Raw genomic sequence first — 19,780 nt, forward strand, 5'->3', positions numbered from 1 at the left:
AGAGCCCGATCGCGGCAATGCCGACGATCGCTCTCGCCCGCCAGGCCCTCCCGCGCCTCGCGGGGCGCCGTTCTGTACTCGCCGTCACTGAGCCCTCCCAAGATTCGACACCGGGACCGCAGACGCGCGGACCCGTCCGGCGACCGTAGGCCGTGGGGCGGCCCACGGTCACCGGACAGGTGCATGGACATCTACCGCATCAGTCGGACATCTGTCGATAGAGCCGGATCACTCGTTCCGGCCGCGGTTGAACAGCGTGAACGCGTGTGTTTCCTCGGTGTTGCCGTTCGCGTCGACCGAGCGGTACTCGACGGTGTGCTCGCCGTACGCGCGGATCCGGAACGGCTCGTCGTACGCCGTCCAGGCGCCGGCGTCGATCCGGTATTCCGTGCGGGCCACGCCCGAGCCCCACGAGTCGTCGGCGTTAAGCGTCACCGTCGGGTTGGTGTACTGGCCGTCGCGGTCCGGGCGCTGGTTCAGGACGTGCTCCGTCGTCGGCGCGTCGACCTCGATGGAGGCCAGCGCCGCCTGCACGTCCGGCAGCGGGCCGATGTTCTCGTGCGTGTTGGTGGTCTGCGGCGTGCCGGTGGCCCGCAGCAGGTCGTTGATCTGCGCCGTCGTCCACGGACCCATCCCGACAGCCGTCACGTACGACTGCACGGCGACGACGGCGTTGGTGACGATCGGGCCGGCACCGGACGTGCCACTGAACGAGCGCGAGTACGCCCGGTTGTGGTCGTTGCCCAGCTCGGCGCAGAACACGTTGCAGTAGCCCGTGGTGTAGATGTCCTGGCCCCAGGCCTGCAGGTCGAAGCGCTGGCCGTAGTTGGAGAAGCTGAGCCGCGACCGCGCCGGGTTGGCCGCGCGCAGGCCGCTGCCGCCGGCGCCGACGAAGATCGAGCCGGAGTGCTGCACGGCCGGGTCGAACCACTTGATGCCGTTGCGGACGTACATCGGGTCGTCGGTGTTGGTGTTGCCGTTGCCGCCGGTGAGCACCACGTTGGCGCCCATCGCCGTCAGCACCTGGTTGGCCTCGAAGACCGCCGGGATCCACTCCAGCGGCGCGTACCGGCTGCCGCCGAGCGGGCTGGAGGTCTGCTGCTCCAGGATCAGCGCGTCACCGGGCTGGACGAACGGCTGCCCGTTCTCGTCCTTGATGGTAGCGAGGAACGCCAGCGCCGGGCCGGGCCGCCACGGCATGCTGCCGTTGGGCAGCAGCTCGCTCGGCGAGATGCCGTACATCTCGACGTCGGGCACGCCGCCGGTGACGCCGTAGCCGTTGTCCTTGGCCATGATCTCGCCGAAGACCGCGGTGCCGTGGTCGTCGCCGAAGCCGGTGTAGGGGACGAAGCGGCCCTGGCCGACGTCGCTGCTGTCGTCGAGCTGCAGGTCCTCGTGGAACGGGTTCCAGTCGTACTCCAGGTCGATGACCTTGATGCCGGCGCCGCGGACCCGCGGGTCCTTGCGGACCTCCTCGATGTTGATGCCGTTGTGGGTGTCGGTCGGGCCCAGGTAGCCCTGCAGCGGGCTGAAGTCGGGCGTCGGCTCGGCCGGTGGCGGGGCCGGCTCCGGCGACGGGTAGGCGTAGACGACCTCGTCGAGGGCGGACAGCTCGGCGAGGACGGCGTCGACGTCGGTCCCGGCCGGCAGCGTGACGGTGTACCAGGACGCGAGGTCCGGCACCGGCGCCGCGGACCGGGCCCGCGCGCGGCTGGTCGCGGCGGCCAGATCGGGCACCTGCGCGGGCTCGACGAACGGAATGAGAGCGCTCACATCGTGCCGGTCGAGAACGTCGCGGACGGCGTCCAGGCTCCCGCCGCTGGTGCTGCGGAGGGTCGCCTCGCTGCCGCCGCGGACCTGGTAGCCCTCGGCGAACTTGATCTCGAGGCTGACCTCCGGCTGGACGTCGGCGGCGCCGCCGACGGCCGCGCCGTCCTCGGTGCTGGCCGAGACCTCGATCGCGTCGGTGGACGGCGTCAGCGCGCCCTCGGCGGCCAGGGCCTCCTTGTCGACGTGGACGGTGAGGTCGTCGGCGCCGTCGCCGTCGGCGTCGGCCACGTGGCTGATCACCGCGCCGGACTCGGACCGGGCCGGGCTGACGCCGTCGCCGACCGTGACGGTGTCGAGGTCGATGTCGGTGACGTCGACGGCGGGGGAGCCGTGCACCGTCACCGGCATGAGGCCGGGACCGGCCAGGTTGACGTGGCCGGTGATGCCGACGGAGACGTCGGCCTCGGTGCCGGCCTGCTCGGACGGCCCGGCCTGGGCGGGCGGGGCCAGGAAGGCGTAGCCGGCGACCGCGAGGGTGCCGAGCGCCGCTCCTAGTCTCAGGCGTCGTGTCATGGGGGAGGTCTCCTTGTCGCCGGGGACGAGCGAAGGGCACGCCCGGGCAGAGTCGTGCCATCGGGCATGACTGGACGTGATAGCGCCCGAACATAGAGAAACCGGGATGAATGGTCACCGGGCATGTGTCTGAAACACCGCGCGGCCCGGCCGACATCTGTCCGATGATGAGAGCAGTCTCACTGCCGTCTTACCGTTGTGGACGGGCTGTTCCGGGACCGTGAATCGCAGAGAGTCGGCCGTCGGCCGGCCTACTGCGAAGGGAACAGCCCATGAAGCGCACCGCACTCGTCATCGCGGCCGCACTGTGTGCCACGCTGCTCGGCGCGGTACCCGCCCAGGCCGAAGAGCGCACCTGCCGCGGCACCATCGGAGCGGTCACCGTCGACAACCTGCGGGTCCCGAGCAACGCGACCTGCAACCTCAAGGGCACTCGCGTCAAGGGCACGATCAAGGTCGAGCGGAACGCGACGCTCAACGCCACCAGCGTGCGGGTGGTCGGCAACGTGCAGGCCGAGAACCACAAGCACGTCTCGCTGAAGTCGTCGACGGTCGGCGGCAGCGTCCAGCTCAAGCAGGGCGGGACGGCCACCGTCACGTCCAACCGCGTCACCGGCGACGTGCAGTCGTTCACCAACCGCGGCAAGCAGACCATCTCGTTCAACCGCATCAACGGCAACCTGCAGTGCAAGGAGAACGTCCCGGCGCCGACCGGCAGCGGCAACATCGTCCAGGGCAACAAGGAGGACCAGTGCCGTCGGCTCTGACCCCGTAGCCCCGGCGCGTCAGGTGCCGGAGCGTAGGCGCCGCGGGCGTCCGCGACCAGCACGCGGACCCGCGGCGCCGTCGCCGTCGCCGTCGACCAGGAACGAACGTCCTGACGCCGCCGGTGAGCCCGCCCGCCTGCGCTCCGCCGTTCAGGTGACGTCGCGGGCGTTGAGCTCGAACGAGTCCGTGTCGATGCCCCAGGCCAGGACGCGGCGGGCGCGGATCCGCAGCCATGCGGGGTCGAACGGCATGACCTCGGTGATCCGCTCGCCGAGCTCCTCGCCGCCCTCGGCGAACGTCTCCGCCGTCCCGCGGATCTCGATGCCGCGCGGCTGCCACGGGTCGACGGCGGCGAGATCGTCGACGACGAACGAGACCTCCGGGTGGCGCTCGGCGTTGCGGAACTTCCGGCTCGCGCCGAAGCCGGACCCGGCATGACCGGCGATGACGATCGCGTCGGCCCGAGGGTCGTAGAAGACGCCCACCGGCGCGATCTGCGGGCGGTCGCCGGGCCCGACGGTGGCCAGCCGGCCGAGTGGCTGGCTCTCGAGGTACGCGAGCTCGGCCTCGGTGAAGATGTTCGACATGGCATCGATGCTGGTCGCTCGCGGAACCGTGAGGGGAGGCCGCCGTGAGACCAGCCCCGTCAGGGCCACCCTCAGTCGAGCGAACCGCGGAGCGATGGCCGGGACAGCGGTAGCCTGGGCCGGGTGAGCGACAACGAGCTCGGCGCGTTCCTGCGCTCGCGGCGCGATGCCATCACCCCGGCCGAGGTGGGGCTCCCCGCCGGCCCGCGTCGCCGTGCGCCCGGGCTGCGCCGCGCCGAGCTCGCCCTTCTCGCCGGCGTCAGCGTCGACTACCTCACCCGCCTCGAGCAGGGCCGCGACCGGCACCCGTCCGCCCAGGTGCTGGCCGCGCTGGCCCAGGCGCTGCGGCTGTCCGCCACCGAGCGAGTGCTGCTGCGCAACCTCGCCAAGACCACCAGCGGCGACTTCTACTGCCCGGCCGTCGAGTCGCCGCCGGCGTCCGCCGTCCGGCCGACCGTGCGGGCGCTGCTGAACCGGCTCGAGCCGGCGCCGGCCGTGCTGGTCAACCGGCTCTGCGACGTACTCGCCTGGACGACGGGGTACGAACTGCTGGCCGAGCCGCTGGGCCTGCTCGCCGGCGACGCGCCGAACCTGGTCCGCTACCACTTCACCGACCCCCGCGCCCGCGCCACCTACCCCGACTGGCACGCCGTGGCCGACGCGCTGGTGGCGAACCTCAAACTCGACTCCGGCCCCGACGACGAGCATCTGGCCGCGCTGGCCGACGAGCTGACGGTGCTCGCCGGGGCCGCGTTCACCGCCCGCTGGGCCGCGCCGTCGACGGCCGGGGTGCGGGCAGGGGTCGAGCGCATGGTGCACCCCGAGGCCGGTGAGCTGCGGCTGGCGTTCGAGACCCTCGACCTCTCCGACGGCAACCATCAGCGGATCCTCGTCTACCTGCCCGGCGACGAGCCGACGTCGGGGGCGCTGGACCGGCTGACCGGCCTGCGGCCCGGCTCGCTGCACGCCGTCGCCGGCTGAGCTGCCTTTCGCGCTCGGGGGTGCGTCAGCGGCGCTCGTTGCCGCGGCGGTAGTTGCCGGTCGCCTTGGCGAGGAGGAGCTGGGCCGCGTGCTCGTCGGCCGCCCGCTCCAGCGCGGCGGCGAGCCGATCGGCATGCGCGCCGGCGACGGTGACGACGACCCGGCCACCGCGGCTGATGCGGACCAGGCCCGACTTCGTCACCTGATAGTCGAACGGGTCCTCGGTGAGGGCATCGGTCACGCCCTCACCGTACGACAGGGCGTGTAGCACATTTTTGTGATACATTCTCATCATGGTCAGTGCACATGAGCATGCGGTGGGTCTCCGGGAGCTACGGCACAGTACCGGCGACGTACTGGCCCGCGTCCGTCGCGGCGAGACCATCGACGTCACCGAGAGGGGACGGCTCATCGCTCGGATCGTGCCGGTGGAGGAGCGGTCTCCTGGCCCGGTCCTGGCCGAGCTGATCGAGTCCGGCCGGGTTCGTCCGGCCGAGCGTCCTGGGTACCGGCCGCGGATGCGTCCCGGTGACGGCACCAACCGGCTGGGCGACGCCCTGGCCGACCTGCGCGACGAAGAGCGCTGGTGAGCGTCTACTACGTCGATACCGCGGCGGCGTTGAAGCTGCTGGCGCACGAGGAGCACTCGGAGGCGTTCGCCGAGTTCTACGACGTTCATGCGTCCGCATCCTGGGTGAGCTCGGCGCTGCTGCGCATCGAGATCGTGCGCGCAGTCGCCCGGGTCCTTCCGGCGGCACTCCCGGACGCGCGCGACCTGCTGACCGCGTTCGACTTCATCGCCATCGACGACGACATCGTCGAGAGAGCGATGGATGAGCCGGACCGCATGCTTCGCACCCTCGATGCGATTCATCTGGCGACGGCACGTCTTCTCGACACGGAACTCGACGCCTTGGTGACGTACGACGACCGGTTGGCGGCCGCGGCGAGCGATGCGGGCATGACGGTGGTGAGGCCTGGCGCGCGAGCGCCGCTCAGGTCGTGAGGCCGGCCGGGCTCCAGTCGAACGTCGGCGGCAGGACGCCCTCGAGCGTCAGCAGCCAGCGTTTGACCTCGACGCCGTTGCCGCCCGACCCGCCGCTGTAGCCGCCCAGCCCGTCGCTGGCCAGCACGCGATGGCACGGCACGACGATGGGGATGGGGTTGGCGCCCATGATGCCGCCGATGGCCCGCGCCGGCACGCCCGTGCCGCTGAGGGTCGCGAGCCCGCCGTACGTGACCGACGAGCCGTAGGGCACGCTCTGGTGCAGCGTGCGCAGGACCACGCCCGACGCCGAGCCGGTGACGTGGCGCCAGTCGACGGGCACGTCGAAGTCGCGCCGTGCACCCGCGAAGTACTCCGACAGCTGGCCCAGCACGGGAGCGAGCCGGTCGCCGTCGTCGACGACGGGCAGGCGGCCGGACGCGACCCGCCGGCCCCAGCTCACCGACGCGAGGCCGTCGCGGGTGACCGCCACGCTGATGCGGCCGACCGGGGTGTCGAGCCCGCCGACCGCCACGTCCTCACTCACCTCACCCATTCTGCCGTCCACCTCCGACAAGGTCTCGCGCCCGAACTCGGTGCGCTTCGGCAACACGTTGTGGAGGCCCACCAACGCGCCGCCGCGGCGCTGGTGCGAATTGCCGACTATGTCCAGACGCCGTGTGTCGGTCAGAGTGGAGTCACACCGCCGCGGGCCCCCGCGGCGGACGCACGTCAGACAGGAGATCTCGATGGCAGGACGGTCGCGGCTGCCCGCCGGCGATCTGGCCCGCATCGCCGCGTTCGCGGCGTTCATCGCGGTGCTGGGATTGCCGGGCTCGTTCCACCTCTTCGGCAACGCCGTCCCGGTGACGCTGCAGTCGATGGGCCCGTTGCTGGCCGGGGCGATCCTCGGCTCGCGGCGGGGCGCGCTGTCGGTGCTGCTGTTCCTGGGCCTGGTCGCGGCCGGGCTGCCGCTGCTGGCCGGCGGACGGGGCGGGCTCGGGGTGTTCGCGGGCCCGTCGGTGGGCTACCTGATCGGCTTCGTGGTGTCGGCGTTCCTGGTCGGGCTGATCGTGGAGCGGTCCGGACGCCGGCCGGGCGTGCACTGGGTGCTGGTCGCCTGCCTGGCCGGCTCGGCGGCCACGCTGGCCATCGGCATCCCGGTCCAGTCGGCGGTCACGGGGGTGCCGCTGGCCGAGACCTTCCAGCTCTCGCTCGCGTTCGTGCCGGGTGACGCCGCGAAGGCGGTGTTCGCGGCCCTCGTCGCCTCGGGGGCGCAGCGCGCGTATCCCGACGCTGCGCCGGCCGCCCGGCTGGACCGCGCCGAAGATCGCGCCGACCGGGCCTGAGACGCTGCATCGATGCCAGTCTTCCGCGAGGTCATGGCGCATGCGGCCGACCACCCGCACCGCGTCGCCGTCCGATACGGCGACGCGGTGCGCACGTATGCGCAGCTGGCGGCCGGCGCCGAGGCCGCGCGCCCGGACGTCGAGCCCGGTGCCCTGGTCCCGCTGACGGACGGCGACCCGCTCGCCCTGCTCACGGGGCTGCTGGCCGCCGACGGTGCGGGCGCGGTCCCGCTGGTCTGCGATCCGGCGTGGCGACCCGAGCATCGGCGGGCGATGCTCGGTGCGCTGCCGGCGACGGTGGGCGCTGCGGCGACGCACGACCTGGCCTGGGCCGGGTTCACGTCCGGCAGCACGGGCCGGCCGCGGGTCGTCGTGCGGTCACGGTCGTCGTGGACGGGCTCGTTCGCGGCGACCGGCCGGCTCACCGGGATCGGCCCGGACGACACCGTCCTGGTACCGGGGTCGCTGTCGTGGTCGCTGACGGCGTTCGCGACGGCGCACGCGCTGGCCGCCGGCGCCACGGTCCTGCTGACCGGTGACTGGTCGGCCCCGGCTCTGCGGGCCGCGCTTCCCGCGGCCGATGTCGCTCATCTCGTGCCGCACCGCCTGGCGACGGCGCTCGAGGCGGCCGGCGGGCGCGGCCGGCTGCGGACGGCGGTGGTCGGCGGCGCCGCGCTGGGGACGGCGCTGCGCGACCGGGCCGCGGACGCGGGGGTCGGCGTCGTCGCGTACTACGGCGCCACCGAGCTGTCCTTCGTCGCCGTCGACCCGGACGGGGCCGGGTTGCGCCCGTTCGACGAGGTGGAGATCGCGCTTCGGCCGGCGGCGCCCGGCCTGGCGGAGGTGTGGGTGCGCTCGCCCTGGCTGGCGCACGGGTACCTGGGCGACGGCGGTCCCCTGCGCCGCGACGACGACGGCTGGGCGACGGTGGGCGACCTCGCCGACGCCGACGCCGACGGCGACGGCGACGGCCCGCTCGTCCTGCGGGGCCGGGCCGACGGCGCGATCCTCACCGGGGGCGCCACCGTCGTTCCCGAGGACGTCGAGGCGGTGCTGGCCGCGGTGCCGGGGGTCGACGGCGTCGTCGTGATCGGGGTGCCGCACGCCGGCCTGGGCGAGGTCGTCGCCGCCGTCGTGCGGGGCGCCGGGGTCACGCGGGCCGCGCTCGAGGCCGTCGCCCGCGAGCGGCTCGCCCCGGCGCAGCGGCCGCGGCGCTGGCTCGCCGTCGACGACCTGCCCCGGACACCGGTCGGCAAGCCGGCCCGCGCGCAGGTCGGCGCGGGTGTGGCGTCCGGCGCCCTCGCCGCCCGGCCCCTGACATGAGCGCGCCCGTCGTCGTCGCGGCCCGGCGCACACCCATCGGCACCGCGGGACGGAAGCTGCGCGAGGTCACCGTCGACAAGCTGGCCGCACCCGTGCTGGCGGCGGTCGTCGACGACGTCTGGCCGCTCACCGCCATGCGCGGCGTCGACGACGTCGTCCTCGGCAACTGCCTGGGTCCGGGTGGCAACGTCGCGCGCGTCGCGGCACTGGCCGCCGGGCTCGACGTCACCGTGCCGGGCGTCACCGTCGACCGGCAGTGCGGCAGCGGACTGGCGGCGATCCTGCAGGCCGGCCAGTTTATCCGGGCCGGTGACGCGCGGCTGGTGCTGGCCGGCGGTGCCGAGAGCGCGTCGACGGCGCCGCGGCGCTCGCACCGGGTGGCGCCCGACGGCGGCAGCCCCGGCCCGTACGAGCGCGCGCCGTTCACCCCGCGGGCCTACGGCGACCCGGACATGGGCGTCGCCGCCGAGGACCTGGCCCGCGCCCGCGGCGTCACCCGCGGCCGGCAGGACGCCTACGCCGCCGCCAGCCACGCGAAGGCGCTGCTCGCCCGCGACGCCGGCCGGTTCGACGACGAGCTGATACCGGTCGGCGGCCTGCACCGCGACGACCGGCCCCGACGACTGGACCCCGCCGTCCTGGCCCGGATGCCCGCGGCGTTCGTGCCGCGTGGGACGGTGACCGCGGGCAACTCGTGCGCGAACAGCGACGGCGCCGCCGTCGTCGCCCTGGTCGGCGACGACCTGCGCGCCGGCCGGCCGGGGCTGCGGCTGGTGGCCGGCGCCGTCGTCGGCTGCGACCCGCGGCTGCCCGGGTGGGGTCCGGTGCCGGCGGTGCGTCGCGTGCTGTCGGCCGCGGGCGTCCGGCTGAGCGACCTGGCCGCCGTCGAGATCGTCGAGGCGTTCGCCGGGCAGGTGCTCGCCGTCACCGACGCGCTGGGGCTGGACCCGCTCGGCAAGCACGCGGAGCTGGTCTGCGCCGACGGGGGAGCGCTGGCGCTGGGGCACCCCTGGGGCGCGTCGGGCGCCGTCGTGGTCGTGCGGCTGTTCGGCCGGCTGGTCCGCGGTGGCGCGCCGGCCGGCACCCTCGGGCTGGCGACGGCGGCGATCGGCGGGGGCATGGGCGTGGCCGGGCTGTTCGAGGTGGTCCGGTGACGATGCTGACCGGCGCCTATGTGCCCGGCCGATCGGTGGTGCACCGGGCGCCGGCGGGCGCGAAGCTGGCGGTGCTCGCGGTCGCCTGCACGGCGCTGGTGTTCGCGCGGACGCCGTTGTGGGTGGGCGTGGCGGGGGCGGTCGTGGTCGCGCTGTACGTGCTCGCGCGGGTGGGGCGGCGGGCCGCATGGGGGCAGTTGCGGCCGCTGCGCTGGCTGGTCGTCGTGCTGATGGTCATCCAGGTGCTGGTCGCCGACCTGCCGACGGCGGTGACGCTGACGGCGCGGCTGGTGCTCGCCGTCGCGCTGGCCGCCCTGGTCACGCTGACCACCCGGACCACGGACCTGATGGCGGCGCTGGAACGGGGGCTGCGGCCGTTCCGCCGCCTCGGCGTCGACCCGGCCCGGGTGTCGCTGCTCATGTCGCTGGCGCTGCGCAGCGTCCCGGTGGTCGCCGGGATCGCCGGGCGGATCCGCGAGGCCCGGTGGGCCCGCGGCCGCGAGCGCAGCGTCCGCGCGTTCGCCGTCCCCCTCGTCGTCGGCGTGCTGCGCCACGCCGACGCGATGGGCGAGGCCCTGCAGGCTCGCGGCCTCGACGACTGACCGGCTCGGGGTCAGGACGAGACCTGTGCCACCCCCGGGACGCCGGCTTCGACGTAGACGCTGGCCCGGGTGCTGACCGGCGCGTCCGGCCGGCGCACGTACGGAACCACCCGGTAGTCCGTCCGCCAGCTGTCCGCCGTCAGGGTGCAGGTGGCGTAGCCGCGCTGGACGTTGTGGAACTTCATGTGCGGGTTCTCGGCCAGCCACACCCCGCCGAGTGCGTCCTGGTCGGCGCCGTCGCCGCCGGAGCTGATCGACGTCGCCAGGAACTCCGTCCCGACGGTCGCCGACGCGGGGTCGTCGAAATTCGCCTTCAGGTCGGCGGCGACGCTGCGGTGTGCGTCGCCGGTGATGACGACGAAGTTGTCGACGCCGCGCTCGCGGACGCCGTCGAGCAGCCGGGTCCGGGCCGCCGCGTAGCCGTCCCAGGTGTCCATGCCGAACGCCTGCACCGGACCGGCCTCGTGATCGGCCTGCATCATGAAGATCTGGTTGGCCATCACCTTCCACGTGGCCGGCGCGTCCGACAGCCCGTCGAGCAGCCACGACTCCTGTGCAGCGCCGAGCATCGTGCGGGCCGGGTCGAGACGGTCCTCGCAGTCGATCCGCCGTCCGTCGCCGCAGGCCTGGTTGTCGCGGTACTGGCGGGTGTCGACGACGTTGAAGTCGGCCAGCGTGCCGTAGCGCAGCCGCCGGTAGAGCTGCATGTCCGGGCCCGACGGCATCGACGTGCGGCGCAGCGGGGTGTTCTCGTAGTACGCCTTGAGCGCGGCGACCCGGCGGGCGGCGAACTCCGCGCCGCCGACGTCGCCGCCGTCGAGGTCGTCGGCCCAGTTGTTGTCGATCTCGTGGTCGTCGAGCACCACGACCCACGGCGCGGCGGCGTGACTGGCCTGCAGGTCCGGGTCGCTCTTGTACTGGCTGTAGCGGACCCGGTAGTCGGTGAGCGAGAAGCACTCGGCGGCGGGCAGGTGGGCGCGGCCGATGCTGCCGACGTTGCCGCCCTCGTAGATGTAGTCGCCCAGGTGCACCACCAGGTCGACGTCGTCCTCGGCGAGGTGCCGGAACGCCGTGAAGTAGCCGTCGGCGTAGTTCTGGCAGCTGGCGAACCCGAAGCGCACCTGCTCCGGCGTCGCGTCCGCGGCCGGCGCGGTGCGGGTGCGGCCGACGGGGCTCAGCTCGCGGCCCGCCCGGAACCGGTACCAGTACTCCCGCCCCGGCTCCAGCCCGCCGACCTCCGCGTGCACGGCGTGCGCGAGCTCCGGCGTCGCGCGGACGGTGCCGGCCCGCTCGACCTGCCGGAACCGCGGGTCGCGGGCGATCTGCCACTCGACGGGGACGGCCCGCTGGGCCATCCCACCACTGCCGTCGACGGCGAGCGGCTCCGGCGCCAGCCGGGTCCACAGCACGACGCCGCCGGGGAGCGGGTCGCCGGACGCCACGCCGAGCGTGAACGGGTTCTCGCGGAAGACGGGGTTGGCGCGGACCGGCGCGGCCGAGAAACCGGCGGTAGCGGCGGCGAAGGTGAGCATGCCACCGCCGGTCAGGGCGAGGAAACGGCGCCGGTCGAGGGTGGACGGCGATGCGGGCACGGGCGACCTCCGAGGCGTGTGGGTGTCCGATGACATCACTCGTGGTCGCACGTCCGGTCGAGCCCGAATGAACGCTCGGCGTCGGCCCGGTGAAGACCCCGATCCCGGAACTCAGCCCGGGGCGGGGCGGCCGAACTCCTCGATCAGGACCGGGTACTGCTCGCCACCGTGGCCGGCGGCGATCGCGCGGTCGGCGATCTCCTTGAACAGCCTCGGCAGCTCGGCGTTGACGCCCAGGGCCTCGCTCTGTTCGATCAGGTGGGTCATCGCGCGCGCATCGGTCTCGAGGGCCGACACCTCGGCCGGGAAGGAGCCGGCGTCGACCTGCTCGGCGTACCCGGGCAGCCAGTCGGCCACGCCGGCGGCCATCATGCGGGCGAACGGCGCGTACGTGACGGCGTCGACCCCGGCGGTCCTGAGCATGGCCGTCCCCAGGAGCCAGGCGTTCAGCACGCTCCACATCATGGCGAGCCCGGCCGCGTCGTACAGCGACGCCAGCCCGTGGTCCGCGCCGAGGTGGGTGACGGTCCCGAGGGCGGCGAGCGTCGCCTCGTGCGGCTCGAAGTCCGGCCGCGGCCCGCTGTGCAGGATGACGGCGTCCGGGGTCCCGATCGCCGGCGGGACGGCCATGATGGCGCCGTCGAGGTAGCGGGCGCCGCGCTGCTCGGCCCATCGGGCGGTCTCGCGTGCCTGCGCCGAGTCGCCCGAGGTCAGATTGATCACCGTCGAGCCGCTCAGCTCGACGTCGCTCGCGCCGAGCAGGTCGCGCACGGCGGTGTAGTCGGTGAGGCAGATGATCGTCAGCGGGCTGGCCGCCAGCGCCGCGCCGGGCGTCGTCGCGAGCCGGGCGCCGCCGGCCACGAGCTCGGCGGCCTTGGAGGTCGTGCGGTTCCACACGGTCGTGGGGTGTCCGGCCCGCAGGAACGCGGCGGCGAGGGCCCGGCCCATCAGTCCGAGGCCGATGACGGTGACGGGTGCGGTGGTCGTGTCGGTCATGGCGGCTATCGTCGACGTTGATACCGGTGTGAAGGTCAAGCGAGGTCGCGATGCGAATCGGTGAACTGAGCCGGCGCACGGGCGTCAACGCCCACCAGCTGCGCTACTACGAGTCCCAGGGACTCCTCGCACCGGACCGCGGCGCGAACGGCTACCGGGAGTACGACGAGAGCGCCGTGCTGCGGGTCAAGCAGATCCGGCACCTGCTCGGCGCCGGGCTCTCCTCCGAGGACATCGCCTACCTGCTGCCCTGCGCGGTCGGCGAGGCCCCGGAGCTGCTCGGCTGCCCCGAGCTGCTGGCCGCCATGCGGTCGCGGCTGCGGCGCCTCGACGACCAGCTGGACCGGCTGGCCCGCTCCCGCGGCGCCCTCGTCGACTACATCGACGCGGCCGAGCGGCAGGGCGGCGAGAGCTATCCGCCGTCCGAGGCCGTCCCCGCCTGAGCCGTCTTCCGCGCCGGTCCGGTCACTCGGGGTCGAGCCACCAGGGGCTGGTGTAGGCGATGCCGAAGTCGTTGCAGGGGTGGCCGCCGGGGCCGGGCATGGCGTTGGGCTGCGTGGGGTCGGAGACCCGCAGCACCACCCAGTCGCCGTCGTCGGCGTTCACCGGCACCGTGAACCGGGTGACCCGCCCGGCCGCGGCCTCGACCACGTCGGCGACCTCGGGGACGCCGTTGCCTGGACGGAGCACCTGAAGGTCGAGCCGCTTGCCGTCCCACTCCGCGCCGCGGTCGAGGTCGACGGCGAAGCGGATGTCGCCGGCCCGCCGCCGGATCGACCCGCCCATGGGCGCGCCGTCGGCCGTGGCGTCGAGGCGCAGGCCGGAGACGCGGGTGGCGAAGAACCGGCGCTCGGTCATGGCGCGGCGGACCGCCTCGCGGGTGTTCTCGGTGACCCACATGCCGGTGCGGCCCTTGCCCTCGGGGTAGCCCCAGTCGGTGCCGTGCTCGTCGGTGACGCCGGACAACCCCGGCCGCCAGCCCGCGTTCAGACACGTGACCAACGGTGAGCTGACGCCGTCGGCCCACCCCTCGAAGAGGTAGTCGTCGAAGCGGTTGAACATCTCGAGGCTGACCAGCTGGTCGTGCGCCTTGGGCTGGTACCTGAAGTCGTTGAACCGGCCCGGCTCGCGCCCGGGGTGGTTGAAGCCCGCCAGGCCGTCGGCGCCGCCGTCGCCGAAGCCGAACGAGCCGTTCTCGCGGGTGAGCCAGCGGTAGAAGCCGCCCATGAGCGTCGCGTCGAGCACGTCGGTGTAGGCGTCGGTGAACCAGACGTTGATGTGGCCGAGCAGCGGGTTCGTCCACTCGAAGCCGCGGATGGCCGTGAACACGCCCGGCTCGTTCGCGGCGTCGGCGAGCTCGCGGGTCTGCCGCCAGCCGTGCCGGCTCAGCCCGGTGATCCGGTTGACGCCGTCGGGCAGCAGCGGATCGAGGATGCTCAGCACGCCGTCGGACAGCGTCGCGTGGTCGGTCAGCGCGGCGACGTCGAGGCCGGCCATGCGCATGGACTCGTAGGCGAGGGCGGGGTCGCCGGCGCCGTCGGAGAGCAGCGTGTGGTTGTGCAGGTCGGCGTGGACGAGCGTGCGACCCTGGGTGACGCGGGACGCGCGGCCGGCGCCGGCGGTGCCCTCAGTGGTGCGGGTGGCCGCCGCGGCGGCGCTGCTGGGAGCGGCGGCGAGGATGAGGCCGCTGGCCGCGCCGGCGAGGACGTCGCGGCGGGTCAGGCCTTCGTCGCCGTCATCGGGAGTGAACGGCGGGTGCGGGTGCGGGTGAGGATGCTCGTGCTCCGCGTCGCTCATGGTTCCTCAGCCTATGTGGCTCGCGTGAAGGCGCCCAGGAGGGGCGCGCAGACCGGCGACGATCGGGGTAATAGCCTCGGGACGTGCTGGTGTTGGCGGTCGCGGCGTTCTCCGTCGCCTGGTGGCTCGGGCTCTACCTGGCCGGGCGCGACCCCGCCGACCCCGCGATGTCCCGTGCCGGTCTGGGCCTGGTGTCGTACGCCCTGGCGCTCGCGCTGAGCGTCTTCGACGGGACCGTCGTCGACGCCGTCGGCTACGTGCTGGCCGGGCTGCCGGCGCTGATCTGGGCCGGCGTGCTGATCGCGCTGCTGCCCGCGGAGGACCCGTACCGGGCACCGGCCGACCGCGTCTGGCGGTGGACCGTCCTGCCGCTGGGGACCGCGGAGCTGGCCGCCGCCTCCGTCGTCGGCGGATGGTGGGAGCCGCTGACGGCGGTGCTCGTGCTGCTGCCGCTGGCGGCGGCGCTGGGGCTGGTGCTGCGGTCGATGGCGCGCGGTCCGGTGGGGCTGCGGCAGGGCGTCGTCGTGCTGGCGTCGCTGCTGTTCGCGCTCGGTGCGGTGGCCGTGCTGGTGCCGTTCGGGTGGCTGCCCGACGGTGTCGTCCTCGCCTCCGTCGGGGTCGACCTCGTCGTGCTGGGCGTCGTGGTCGCGGTGACGAACGCGCTGGAGGCGGGCGAGGCCCTGGGTGCGGACCTGCGGCGCTCCGCCGTCGGCGCCGGGCTGGTGGCGGTGGTGTTCGGCGGGCAGGTCGGGCTGGTGTCGCTCGCCGTCGACGGGGGATCGGCCGATGCCGCCTTGCGGGCGCTCGCGTTCGGCGTCGTCGGCGCCGCGATCGCCGTCGTGACGCTGGCCAGCTCGATCCAGACGGTCCTCGATCGCGTCGCCTTCGCGCGGACGCCGGACCTGCGCGAGTCGCGGGCCGAGCTGCGCGACGCCGCCGACGCGCTGCCCCGCCGCCACGAGGGCGCCGAGCTGGCCTCGCTGGACGACGAGGCGTTCACCCGGCTCGTGCGCGACGCGCTGCGCCACTACGGCGACCTCGGCAAGCTGGTCTCCAGCCCCTTGCTCGCGCTGCCCGCCGTCGACGCCCGGCTGGCCGGTCGCGAGGTCGGTCGCGATGTCGGTCGCGAGGGGCACGCGCTGGAGCGCGCGACCGAGCTCAAGGCGCTGCTGCTCGAGAGCATCGAGCGGCTGCGGCCGCGCGATGCCTCGTTCGGGACCAGTGAGGAGTGGCGGCACTACAACGCCCTCTACTTCCCGTACGTCGCCGGAATCCGCCCGTACCGCCGTCAGCCCGACCTCAGCGGGCTCGACGACGTCTCGCGGCGGGCCTTCGACTGGCTGCGCCGCTACGTGCCGGAGCGGACCCTCTACAACTGGCAGAACGCGGCGGCCCGCGTGGTGGCGCTCGACCTGCGGGCCCGGGTCGACTGAGACCGGCAGTACTTGGCAGTGCCTCGTCTGTGGTTGGCAGTGGTTCCGGGGCGACGGTCGTGGTGTCGGATCGACATCACGAAGGAGCTGGTCACCATGGCCGAGAACCGCTTTGACACCGTCAGCCGCACCCCCGCCGTCGCCCGGATCCGCGAGACGCCGCTCCTGCGCTGGACCCTCGAGCTCGACGGCATCGCCAGCGTCGTGACCGGGCTCGTGTACGTGCTCGCGGCCGGCTGGCTCGGCGACCGCCTGGGCCTGTCGACGGCGCTGCTCTCCTCGGCGGGCGCCGTCATGCTCGTCGGCGGCGCCGTGGTGTTCGCGGTGTCGACGCGGCGCGAGGCGCCGGTGCTCTGGGTCGGCGCGATCATCGTGCTGAACACCGTCTGGGCGGTCGACAGCGTGGTCGTCGCCGCGACCGGCTGGTTCCACCCGACCACCGCCGGCACGACGTGGATCCTGCTGCAGGCCGCCGTGGTCGCCGTCTTCGCCGCCCTCGAATGGGCCGGACTCAGGCAGGCCCGCCGCTGACCGCCGTCTCCCAGACCCCCGGCCCCGGCGCGCGTGAGCCCGCGCCGGGGCCGGTCCATGCGGTCATCTGGACATGGGAACTCGAGCAGGGGCTTCGGCTCTGAGGTCACACTCTTGGTTTGGAACGTATGACCAGCCGTCTGGGGGAGCAGTGGGCGCGGGCCCGCGGGCGGGTGTGGCCCAGCGAGGTCGCCGACCTGGCTGGGGTGGCGCAGAACTCCGCAGGCAAACTGCTCACCGAACTCGAGCGGCCGGGCACCTCGGGCCCGGCCGCGCGAACCGCAGCGGTCGCGGCTTCTCCTAACGTCCCGTGAGCACGTGACGGTGCGTTGAGCCGTCCCTCAGGGAACGCCGCTACGCTCGAACGGTGGTGACCCAGGACCTGCCCGCCACCGGGACCGAGACGACGTCGCGGCGGCGGTTGAGCGCCGAGATCTGGATCGTCCTCGGGCTGTCGCTCGGCCAGTCGGCCGTCTACGCCGTCGTCAGCCTGATCGCCCGGCTGACCAGGCCGGAGCGGCTGAGCGAACAGACCGCCACGCTGAACGCGTCGCGGAGCACCCGCGAGTACCTCGACCTCGCGTACCAGCTGCTGTCCATCGGCTTCGCGCTGGTGCCGGTGGCGCTGGCGCTCTACCTGCTGTCCGGTCCGGGCCGGTCGGCGCTGAAGCGGATCGGGTTCGACCTCGGGCAGCCGCGGCGCGACCTGCTGGTCGGGGTGGGGCTCTCGGTCGTCATCGGCCTGCCCGGGCTGGGCATCTACGTCCTCGGGCACGCCCTCGACATGAACGTCTCGATCCAGGCGAGCACGCTGAACGCCTACTGGTGGACGGTGCCGGTGCTGATCCTGTCGGCGCTGCAGAACGCCGTGGTCGAAGAGGTCATCGTCGTCGGGTTCCTGATGACGCGGCTGAAGCAACTGGGCTGGGAGCTGCCGGCCGTCATCGTGACGAGCGCGGTGCTGCGCGGCTCATACCACCTGTACCAGGGCTACGGCATGGCGATCGGCAACATGCTCATGGGCGTCGTGTTCGCGTACTTCTACCATCGGACCGGACGGGTGATGCCTCTGGTCATCGCCCACTCGATCCTCGACATCGTCTCGTTCGTCGGCTACGACCTGTTCGCCGACGAGCTCGGCCTCCCGTGACCGCGGGGTACTCCGGCACGCCGTTGGTGCGCAAACTCGGCATCAAGGCCGGACACCGGGTGCTGCTCGACGAGGCGCCCGGCGGCTTCGTCCTCGACGGCCTGCCCGACGGCGTCAGCGTCGACCATCGCGCGGGGCCCGGCCCGTACGACGTCGTCCTGGCGTTCACGCCCGATCGTGCGGCACTGGAGCGGGCGGTGCGCGCCCACCAGACGCGCATCGAGCGCAACGGCGCCATCTGGGTCGCCTGGCCGAAGCGGGCCAGCGGGGTGCCTACGGACCTGACGGAGGACGGCGTCCGCGAGGTGGCGCTGCCGCGCGGCCTCGTCGACGTCAAGGTGTGCGCCGTCGACGCCGTGTGGTCGGGCCTGAAGCTGGTGATCCGCCGAGAGAACCGTTGACGCCGTCACCGCGTCCAAGCTGCATGACGGCGCCACGGGCACGGTGGGTGGTCGCGGCGGGGCTGGCCCTGCTGGCGGCGGGGTGTGGCCAGACGGCGGCCGGTCCCGGTGCGGACGGCACGCCGACCGGCGGCGGCGACGGCTGGCGGCCGGTCGCGGAGTCGCCGCTGAGTCCTCGCGAGGCGCCACTGGCGGTCGCCGTCGGCGAGAAGGTCCTGGTCATCGGCGGCAGCGACGGGCCGCCGTGCCCTCCCGGCGCGAGCTGCGTCGCCGGGCCCGAGCCGCTCGGCGACGGCGCCGCCTACGATCCCGCGGCGGACCGGTGGGAGCCGATCGCCGACGCTCCGGTGCCGATCAGCGCCTTCCCCGAGACGACCGCCGTGGTGGGCGACACCGTCTACCTGCTCTCCACACTGTGGGCGGCCGACGGCACCGGCACCGTCACCACGTCGTTCCTGGCCTACGACGCCGCGGCGGACACCTGGACCACGCTCACCCCGCCGGACCGCGGCGACCGGTCGTCGCTGACCGTCTCGGGCGGCCGAGTCGTCGCCTACAGCACGTCGCACGAGAGCGGCGGCGAGACCATCGAGCCGGTCGACCCGCTGCCGGCCGACCTCGTCTACGACGCCGCCGCCGGCACGTGGTCCGCCCTGCCGGCCGACCCGCTCGGGCCGTCGTACGACCGCCGCCTGATCGGCACCGACGACGGCGCCGTGCTGCTGGCCAGCGCGCTGGTCCCGGACCCCGGCGTCGACCCGCCGGTCGTGCACGCCGCAAAGCTCGACCTCGCGACCGGCGCCTGGTCGGAGCTTCCCGACGGCGACCTCGTGAGCGCGTTCACCATGCGCCGCGTCGGCGACCTCGTGCTCAGCGCACAGGAGGGCAGCGCCGACGGCGGTGAGGTGAACAACTGGGGCCGCGACATCCCGTACGCCGCCGTCCTCGACCCGGCCGCGGGCGTCTGGTCGGAGCTGCCGGAACGGGCCGAGCGCGAGCCCGGCGACGGGTTCAGCGTCCCCGGCGAGGTCAGCGGCGAGCGCACCATCGTCTCCGGCGCCTGGGTGCTCGACGTGCCGACGCTGGGGTGGAGCCGGGTGCCGGACCTCCCGTTCGAGGAGCAGATCCAGGGGCAGTCGGCCGCGTTCGCCGGCACCGCCGACGGCGGCGGGCAGGTGTTCCTCTGGGGTGGCGCGTACTGGCCGGACGAGGACTGGGCGGCCGAGGGCGAGCTGCTCGCCGACGGCTGGATCTGGACCGTCCCGGCACCGGAGTGACGGGTCAGGCTGGGCCGGGACCTCGTGGGTCGCCCGCGGCCGCGACGACGACGACGTCACCCCCGCTGCGAGGCATCGACAACGGCGGCGACAGCACGTCCCTGGGCGTGACGGTCGAGGTGACGCGGCTGCGCTGAGGCGCTGGCGGTGGCAGACTCCCATGGATGAACCACGGAGTGCCGGCGGGGGCGGGACCCGGGAAAGATGAGAGACCTCTCATCTGGATCTCATCCTTCTCTCGCCCGGGGTGCCGACGATGCTGAGCATGAAGTCGGCGGCCACCCTCACCGTCTCTGCCCTGGTGGTCGTCGCCGCCGGGATCTTCGGCGTGGGCTCGCTCCTGGCGGCCCCATCGGTGGGCGACGACTTCGGCGATCCCGTCGACGTCGGGCCCGGCATCGGGGCCACTCCGGACGGCAGCGCGCCGTCGCGCGGGCCCTCGGGGACGGCGTCGCCGACTCCTACGCCCACCCCCACGCCGACACCCACCGCGACTCCCACTCCGACGCCC

Annotated in this window: 22 protein-coding genes and 1 pseudogene; 16 read left to right on the top strand and 7 right to left on the bottom strand. The window is 73.9% G+C overall.

The genetic code is table 11. The features are described 5' to 3' along the window. Window positions 1-228 precede the first annotated feature (228 nt). Window positions 229-2,343 carry an OmpL47-type beta-barrel domain-containing protein gene (locus tag E1212_RS21765; protein ID WP_131986345.1) on the bottom strand — a complete coding sequence of 705 codons (2,115 nt, stop codon included), beginning with the start codon at window positions 2,341-2,343 and terminating at the stop codon, window positions 229-231. 272 nt (window positions 2,344-2,615) lie between these two features. Between E1212_RS21765 and E1212_RS21770 the strand changes: the two genes are divergently transcribed. Then, on the top strand, window positions 2,616-3,110 hold the full coding sequence (locus E1212_RS21770; protein ID WP_131986347.1) for a hypothetical protein: 495 nt from the start codon (window positions 2,616-2,618) through the stop codon (window positions 3,108-3,110). Between the two features lie 150 nt (window positions 3,111-3,260). Here the strand turns inward: E1212_RS21770 and E1212_RS21775 are convergent, their stop codons facing one another. Then, complete coding sequence (locus tag E1212_RS21775) at window positions 3,261-3,698, bottom strand: PPOX class F420-dependent oxidoreductase (protein WP_203417079.1); 438 nt, start codon at window positions 3,696-3,698, stop codon at window positions 3,261-3,263. Between the two features lie 123 nt (window positions 3,699-3,821). On the opposite strand from E1212_RS21775, the gene E1212_RS21780 reads away from it, so the two are divergent. Continuing rightward, window positions 3,822-4,679, top strand: a complete 858-nt coding sequence (locus tag E1212_RS21780; RefSeq protein WP_131986349.1) for a helix-turn-helix domain-containing protein — start codon at window positions 3,822-3,824, stop codon at window positions 4,677-4,679. 25 nt (window positions 4,680-4,704) lie between these two features. Here the strand turns inward: E1212_RS21780 and E1212_RS21785 are convergent, their stop codons facing one another. Further along, window positions 4,705-4,920 carry a hypothetical protein gene (locus tag E1212_RS21785; protein WP_203417080.1) on the bottom strand — a complete coding sequence of 72 codons (216 nt, stop codon included), beginning with the start codon at window positions 4,918-4,920 and terminating at the stop codon, window positions 4,705-4,707. Window positions 4,921-4,972: 52 nt separating this feature from the next. On the opposite strand from E1212_RS21785, the gene E1212_RS21790 reads away from it, so the two are divergent. Both E1212_RS21790 and E1212_RS21795 read left to right on the top strand, forming a co-directional pair. Continuing rightward, complete coding sequence (locus tag E1212_RS21790) at window positions 4,973-5,269, top strand: type II toxin-antitoxin system Phd/YefM family antitoxin (RefSeq protein WP_131986353.1); 297 nt, start codon at window positions 4,973-4,975, stop codon at window positions 5,267-5,269. Next, window positions 5,266-5,685 carry a type II toxin-antitoxin system VapC family toxin gene (locus tag E1212_RS21795; protein ID WP_162605579.1) on the top strand — a complete coding sequence of 140 codons (420 nt, stop codon included), beginning with the start codon at window positions 5,266-5,268 and terminating at the stop codon, window positions 5,683-5,685. Before E1212_RS21790 ends, E1212_RS21795 begins: the two co-directional genes overlap by 4 nt. On the opposite strand, the gene E1212_RS21800 is transcribed toward E1212_RS21795, so the two are convergent. Further along, window positions 5,675-6,211, bottom strand: coding sequence for a methylated-DNA--[protein]-cysteine S-methyltransferase (locus tag E1212_RS21800; RefSeq protein WP_203417081.1), 537 nt, complete (start codon window positions 6,209-6,211; stop codon window positions 5,675-5,677). The genes E1212_RS21795 and E1212_RS21800 overlap by 11 nt on opposite strands. Window positions 6,212-6,413: 202 nt before the next feature. Between E1212_RS21800 and E1212_RS21805 the strand changes: the two genes are divergently transcribed. From E1212_RS21805 to E1212_RS21820, 4 genes are read left to right on the top strand one after another with little or no spacing between them, the layout of a single operon-like run. Continuing rightward, window positions 6,414-7,013, top strand: a complete 600-nt coding sequence (locus E1212_RS21805) for a biotin transporter BioY (protein WP_131986359.1) — start codon at window positions 6,414-6,416, stop codon at window positions 7,011-7,013. A gap of 12 nt (window positions 7,014-7,025) precedes the next feature. After that, the gene (locus E1212_RS21810) at window positions 7,026-8,336 is read left to right on the top strand and encodes an AMP-binding protein (protein WP_131986361.1); all 1,311 of its coding nucleotides are present in this window, start codon (window positions 7,026-7,028) and stop codon (window positions 8,334-8,336) included. Beyond that, entirely contained in the window at window positions 8,333-9,490 is a 1,158-nt protein-coding gene (locus E1212_RS21815; RefSeq protein WP_131986363.1) for a thiolase family protein, read from the top strand. The genes E1212_RS21810 and E1212_RS21815 overlap by 4 nt, the downstream gene beginning before the upstream one ends. Window positions 9,491-9,492: 2 nt before the next feature. Next, window positions 9,493-10,092, top strand: a complete 600-nt coding sequence (locus E1212_RS21820; protein ID WP_131986389.1) for an energy-coupling factor transporter transmembrane component T family protein — start codon at window positions 9,493-9,495, stop codon at window positions 10,090-10,092. An 11-nt stretch (window positions 10,093-10,103) separates the two neighbouring features. Here E1212_RS21820 and E1212_RS21825 read toward each other — a convergent pair whose 3' ends face one another. Both E1212_RS21825 and E1212_RS21830 read right to left on the bottom strand, forming a co-directional pair. After that, window positions 10,104-11,624 (bottom strand): alkaline phosphatase D family protein, encoded by a 1,521-nt coding sequence (locus E1212_RS21825; RefSeq protein ID WP_420814408.1) that lies wholly within the window; start codon window positions 11,622-11,624, stop codon window positions 10,104-10,106. A 171-nt stretch (window positions 11,625-11,795) separates the two neighbouring features. Then, on the bottom strand, window positions 11,796-12,680 hold the full coding sequence (locus tag E1212_RS21830) for an NAD(P)-dependent oxidoreductase (RefSeq protein WP_131986367.1): 885 nt from the start codon (window positions 12,678-12,680) through the stop codon (window positions 11,796-11,798). Between the two features lie 50 nt (window positions 12,681-12,730). On the opposite strand from E1212_RS21830, the gene E1212_RS21835 reads away from it, so the two are divergent. Continuing rightward, entirely contained in the window at window positions 12,731-13,123 is a 393-nt protein-coding gene (locus E1212_RS21835; protein WP_131986369.1) for a MerR family transcriptional regulator, read from the top strand. 22 nt (window positions 13,124-13,145) lie between these two features. On the opposite strand, the gene E1212_RS21840 is transcribed toward E1212_RS21835, so the two are convergent. Next, window positions 13,146-14,477, bottom strand: coding sequence for a CehA/McbA family metallohydrolase (locus E1212_RS21840; protein ID WP_131986371.1), 1,332 nt, complete (start codon window positions 14,475-14,477; stop codon window positions 13,146-13,148). A gap of 83 nt (window positions 14,478-14,560) precedes the next feature. Here E1212_RS21840 and E1212_RS21845 point away from each other — a divergent pair, with 83 nt between their 5' ends. The 7 genes and pseudogenes from E1212_RS21845 to E1212_RS21880 form a co-directional block, all read left to right on the top strand. Then, entirely contained in the window at window positions 14,561-15,910 is a 1,350-nt protein-coding gene (locus E1212_RS21845; protein ID WP_131986373.1) for a hypothetical protein, read from the top strand. 96 nt (window positions 15,911-16,006) lie between these two features. Further along, on the top strand, window positions 16,007-16,441 hold the full coding sequence (locus E1212_RS21850; RefSeq protein WP_131986375.1) for a hypothetical protein: 435 nt from the start codon (window positions 16,007-16,009) through the stop codon (window positions 16,439-16,441). A gap of 128 nt (window positions 16,442-16,569) precedes the next feature. Continuing rightward, window positions 16,570-16,755 (top strand): hypothetical protein, encoded by a 186-nt coding sequence (locus E1212_RS21855; RefSeq protein WP_131986377.1) that lies wholly within the window; start codon window positions 16,570-16,572, stop codon window positions 16,753-16,755. A gap of 53 nt (window positions 16,756-16,808) precedes the next feature. Next, complete coding sequence (locus E1212_RS21860; protein ID WP_203417084.1) at window positions 16,809-17,591, top strand: CPBP family intramembrane glutamic endopeptidase; 783 nt, start codon at window positions 16,809-16,811, stop codon at window positions 17,589-17,591. Next, complete coding sequence (locus E1212_RS21865; protein ID WP_131986379.1) at window positions 17,588-17,992, top strand: DUF3052 family protein; 405 nt, start codon at window positions 17,588-17,590, stop codon at window positions 17,990-17,992. The genes E1212_RS21860 and E1212_RS21865 overlap by 4 nt, the downstream gene beginning before the upstream one ends. 23 nt (window positions 17,993-18,015) lie before the next feature. Further along, a complete protein-coding gene (locus E1212_RS21870) occupies window positions 18,016-19,269 on the top strand; it encodes a Kelch repeat-containing protein (RefSeq protein WP_131986381.1) in 1,254 nt (417 codons plus the stop codon). 256 nt (window positions 19,270-19,525) lie between these two features. Then, window positions 19,526-19,780 (top strand): annotated as a pseudogene (locus E1212_RS21880) (hypothetical protein); the annotation flags it as partial.

Source organism: Jiangella ureilytica (genome assembly GCF_004348545.1).
Taxonomy (GTDB): Bacteria; Actinomycetota; Actinomycetes; order Jiangellales; family Jiangellaceae; genus Jiangella; species Jiangella ureilytica.

Excerpts from the sequence above, each read along its gene's own strand:
- E1212_RS21765 (WP_131986345.1), bottom strand. The coding sequence starts at position 2,343 with ATGACACGACGCCTGAGACTAGGAGCGGCGCTCGGCACCCTCGCGGTC.
- E1212_RS21770 (WP_131986347.1), top strand. The coding sequence starts at position 2,616 with ATGAAGCGCACCGCACTCGTCATCGCGGCCGCACTGTGTGCCACGCTG.
- E1212_RS21775 (WP_203417079.1), bottom strand. The coding sequence starts at position 3,698 with ATGTCGAACATCTTCACCGAGGCCGAGCTCGCGTACCTCGAGAGCCAG.
- E1212_RS21790 (WP_131986353.1), top strand. The coding sequence starts at position 4,973 with ATGGTCAGTGCACATGAGCATGCGGTGGGTCTCCGGGAGCTACGGCAC.
- E1212_RS21805 (WP_131986359.1), top strand. The coding sequence starts at position 6,414 with ATGGCAGGACGGTCGCGGCTGCCCGCCGGCGATCTGGCCCGCATCGCC.
- E1212_RS21810 (WP_131986361.1), top strand. The coding sequence starts at position 7,026 with ATGCCAGTCTTCCGCGAGGTCATGGCGCATGCGGCCGACCACCCGCAC.
- E1212_RS21815 (WP_131986363.1), top strand. The coding sequence starts at position 8,333 with ATGAGCGCGCCCGTCGTCGTCGCGGCCCGGCGCACACCCATCGGCACC.
- E1212_RS21820 (WP_131986389.1), top strand. The coding sequence starts at position 9,493 with ATGCTGACCGGCGCCTATGTGCCCGGCCGATCGGTGGTGCACCGGGCG.
- E1212_RS21825 (WP_420814408.1), bottom strand. The coding sequence starts at position 11,624 with ATGCTCACCTTCGCCGCCGCTACCGCCGGTTTCTCGGCCGCGCCGGTC.
- E1212_RS21830 (WP_131986367.1), bottom strand. The coding sequence starts at position 12,680 with ATGACCGACACGACCACCGCACCCGTCACCGTCATCGGCCTCGGACTG.
- E1212_RS21835 (WP_131986369.1), top strand. The coding sequence starts at position 12,731 with ATGCGAATCGGTGAACTGAGCCGGCGCACGGGCGTCAACGCCCACCAG.
- E1212_RS21840 (WP_131986371.1), bottom strand. The coding sequence starts at position 14,477 with ATGAGCGACGCGGAGCACGAGCATCCTCACCCGCACCCGCACCCGCCG.
- E1212_RS21850 (WP_131986375.1), top strand. The coding sequence starts at position 16,007 with ATGGCCGAGAACCGCTTTGACACCGTCAGCCGCACCCCCGCCGTCGCC.
- E1212_RS21855 (WP_131986377.1), top strand. The coding sequence starts at position 16,570 with ATGACCAGCCGTCTGGGGGAGCAGTGGGCGCGGGCCCGCGGGCGGGTG.
- E1212_RS21870 (WP_131986381.1), top strand. The coding sequence starts at position 18,016 with ATGACGGCGCCACGGGCACGGTGGGTGGTCGCGGCGGGGCTGGCCCTG.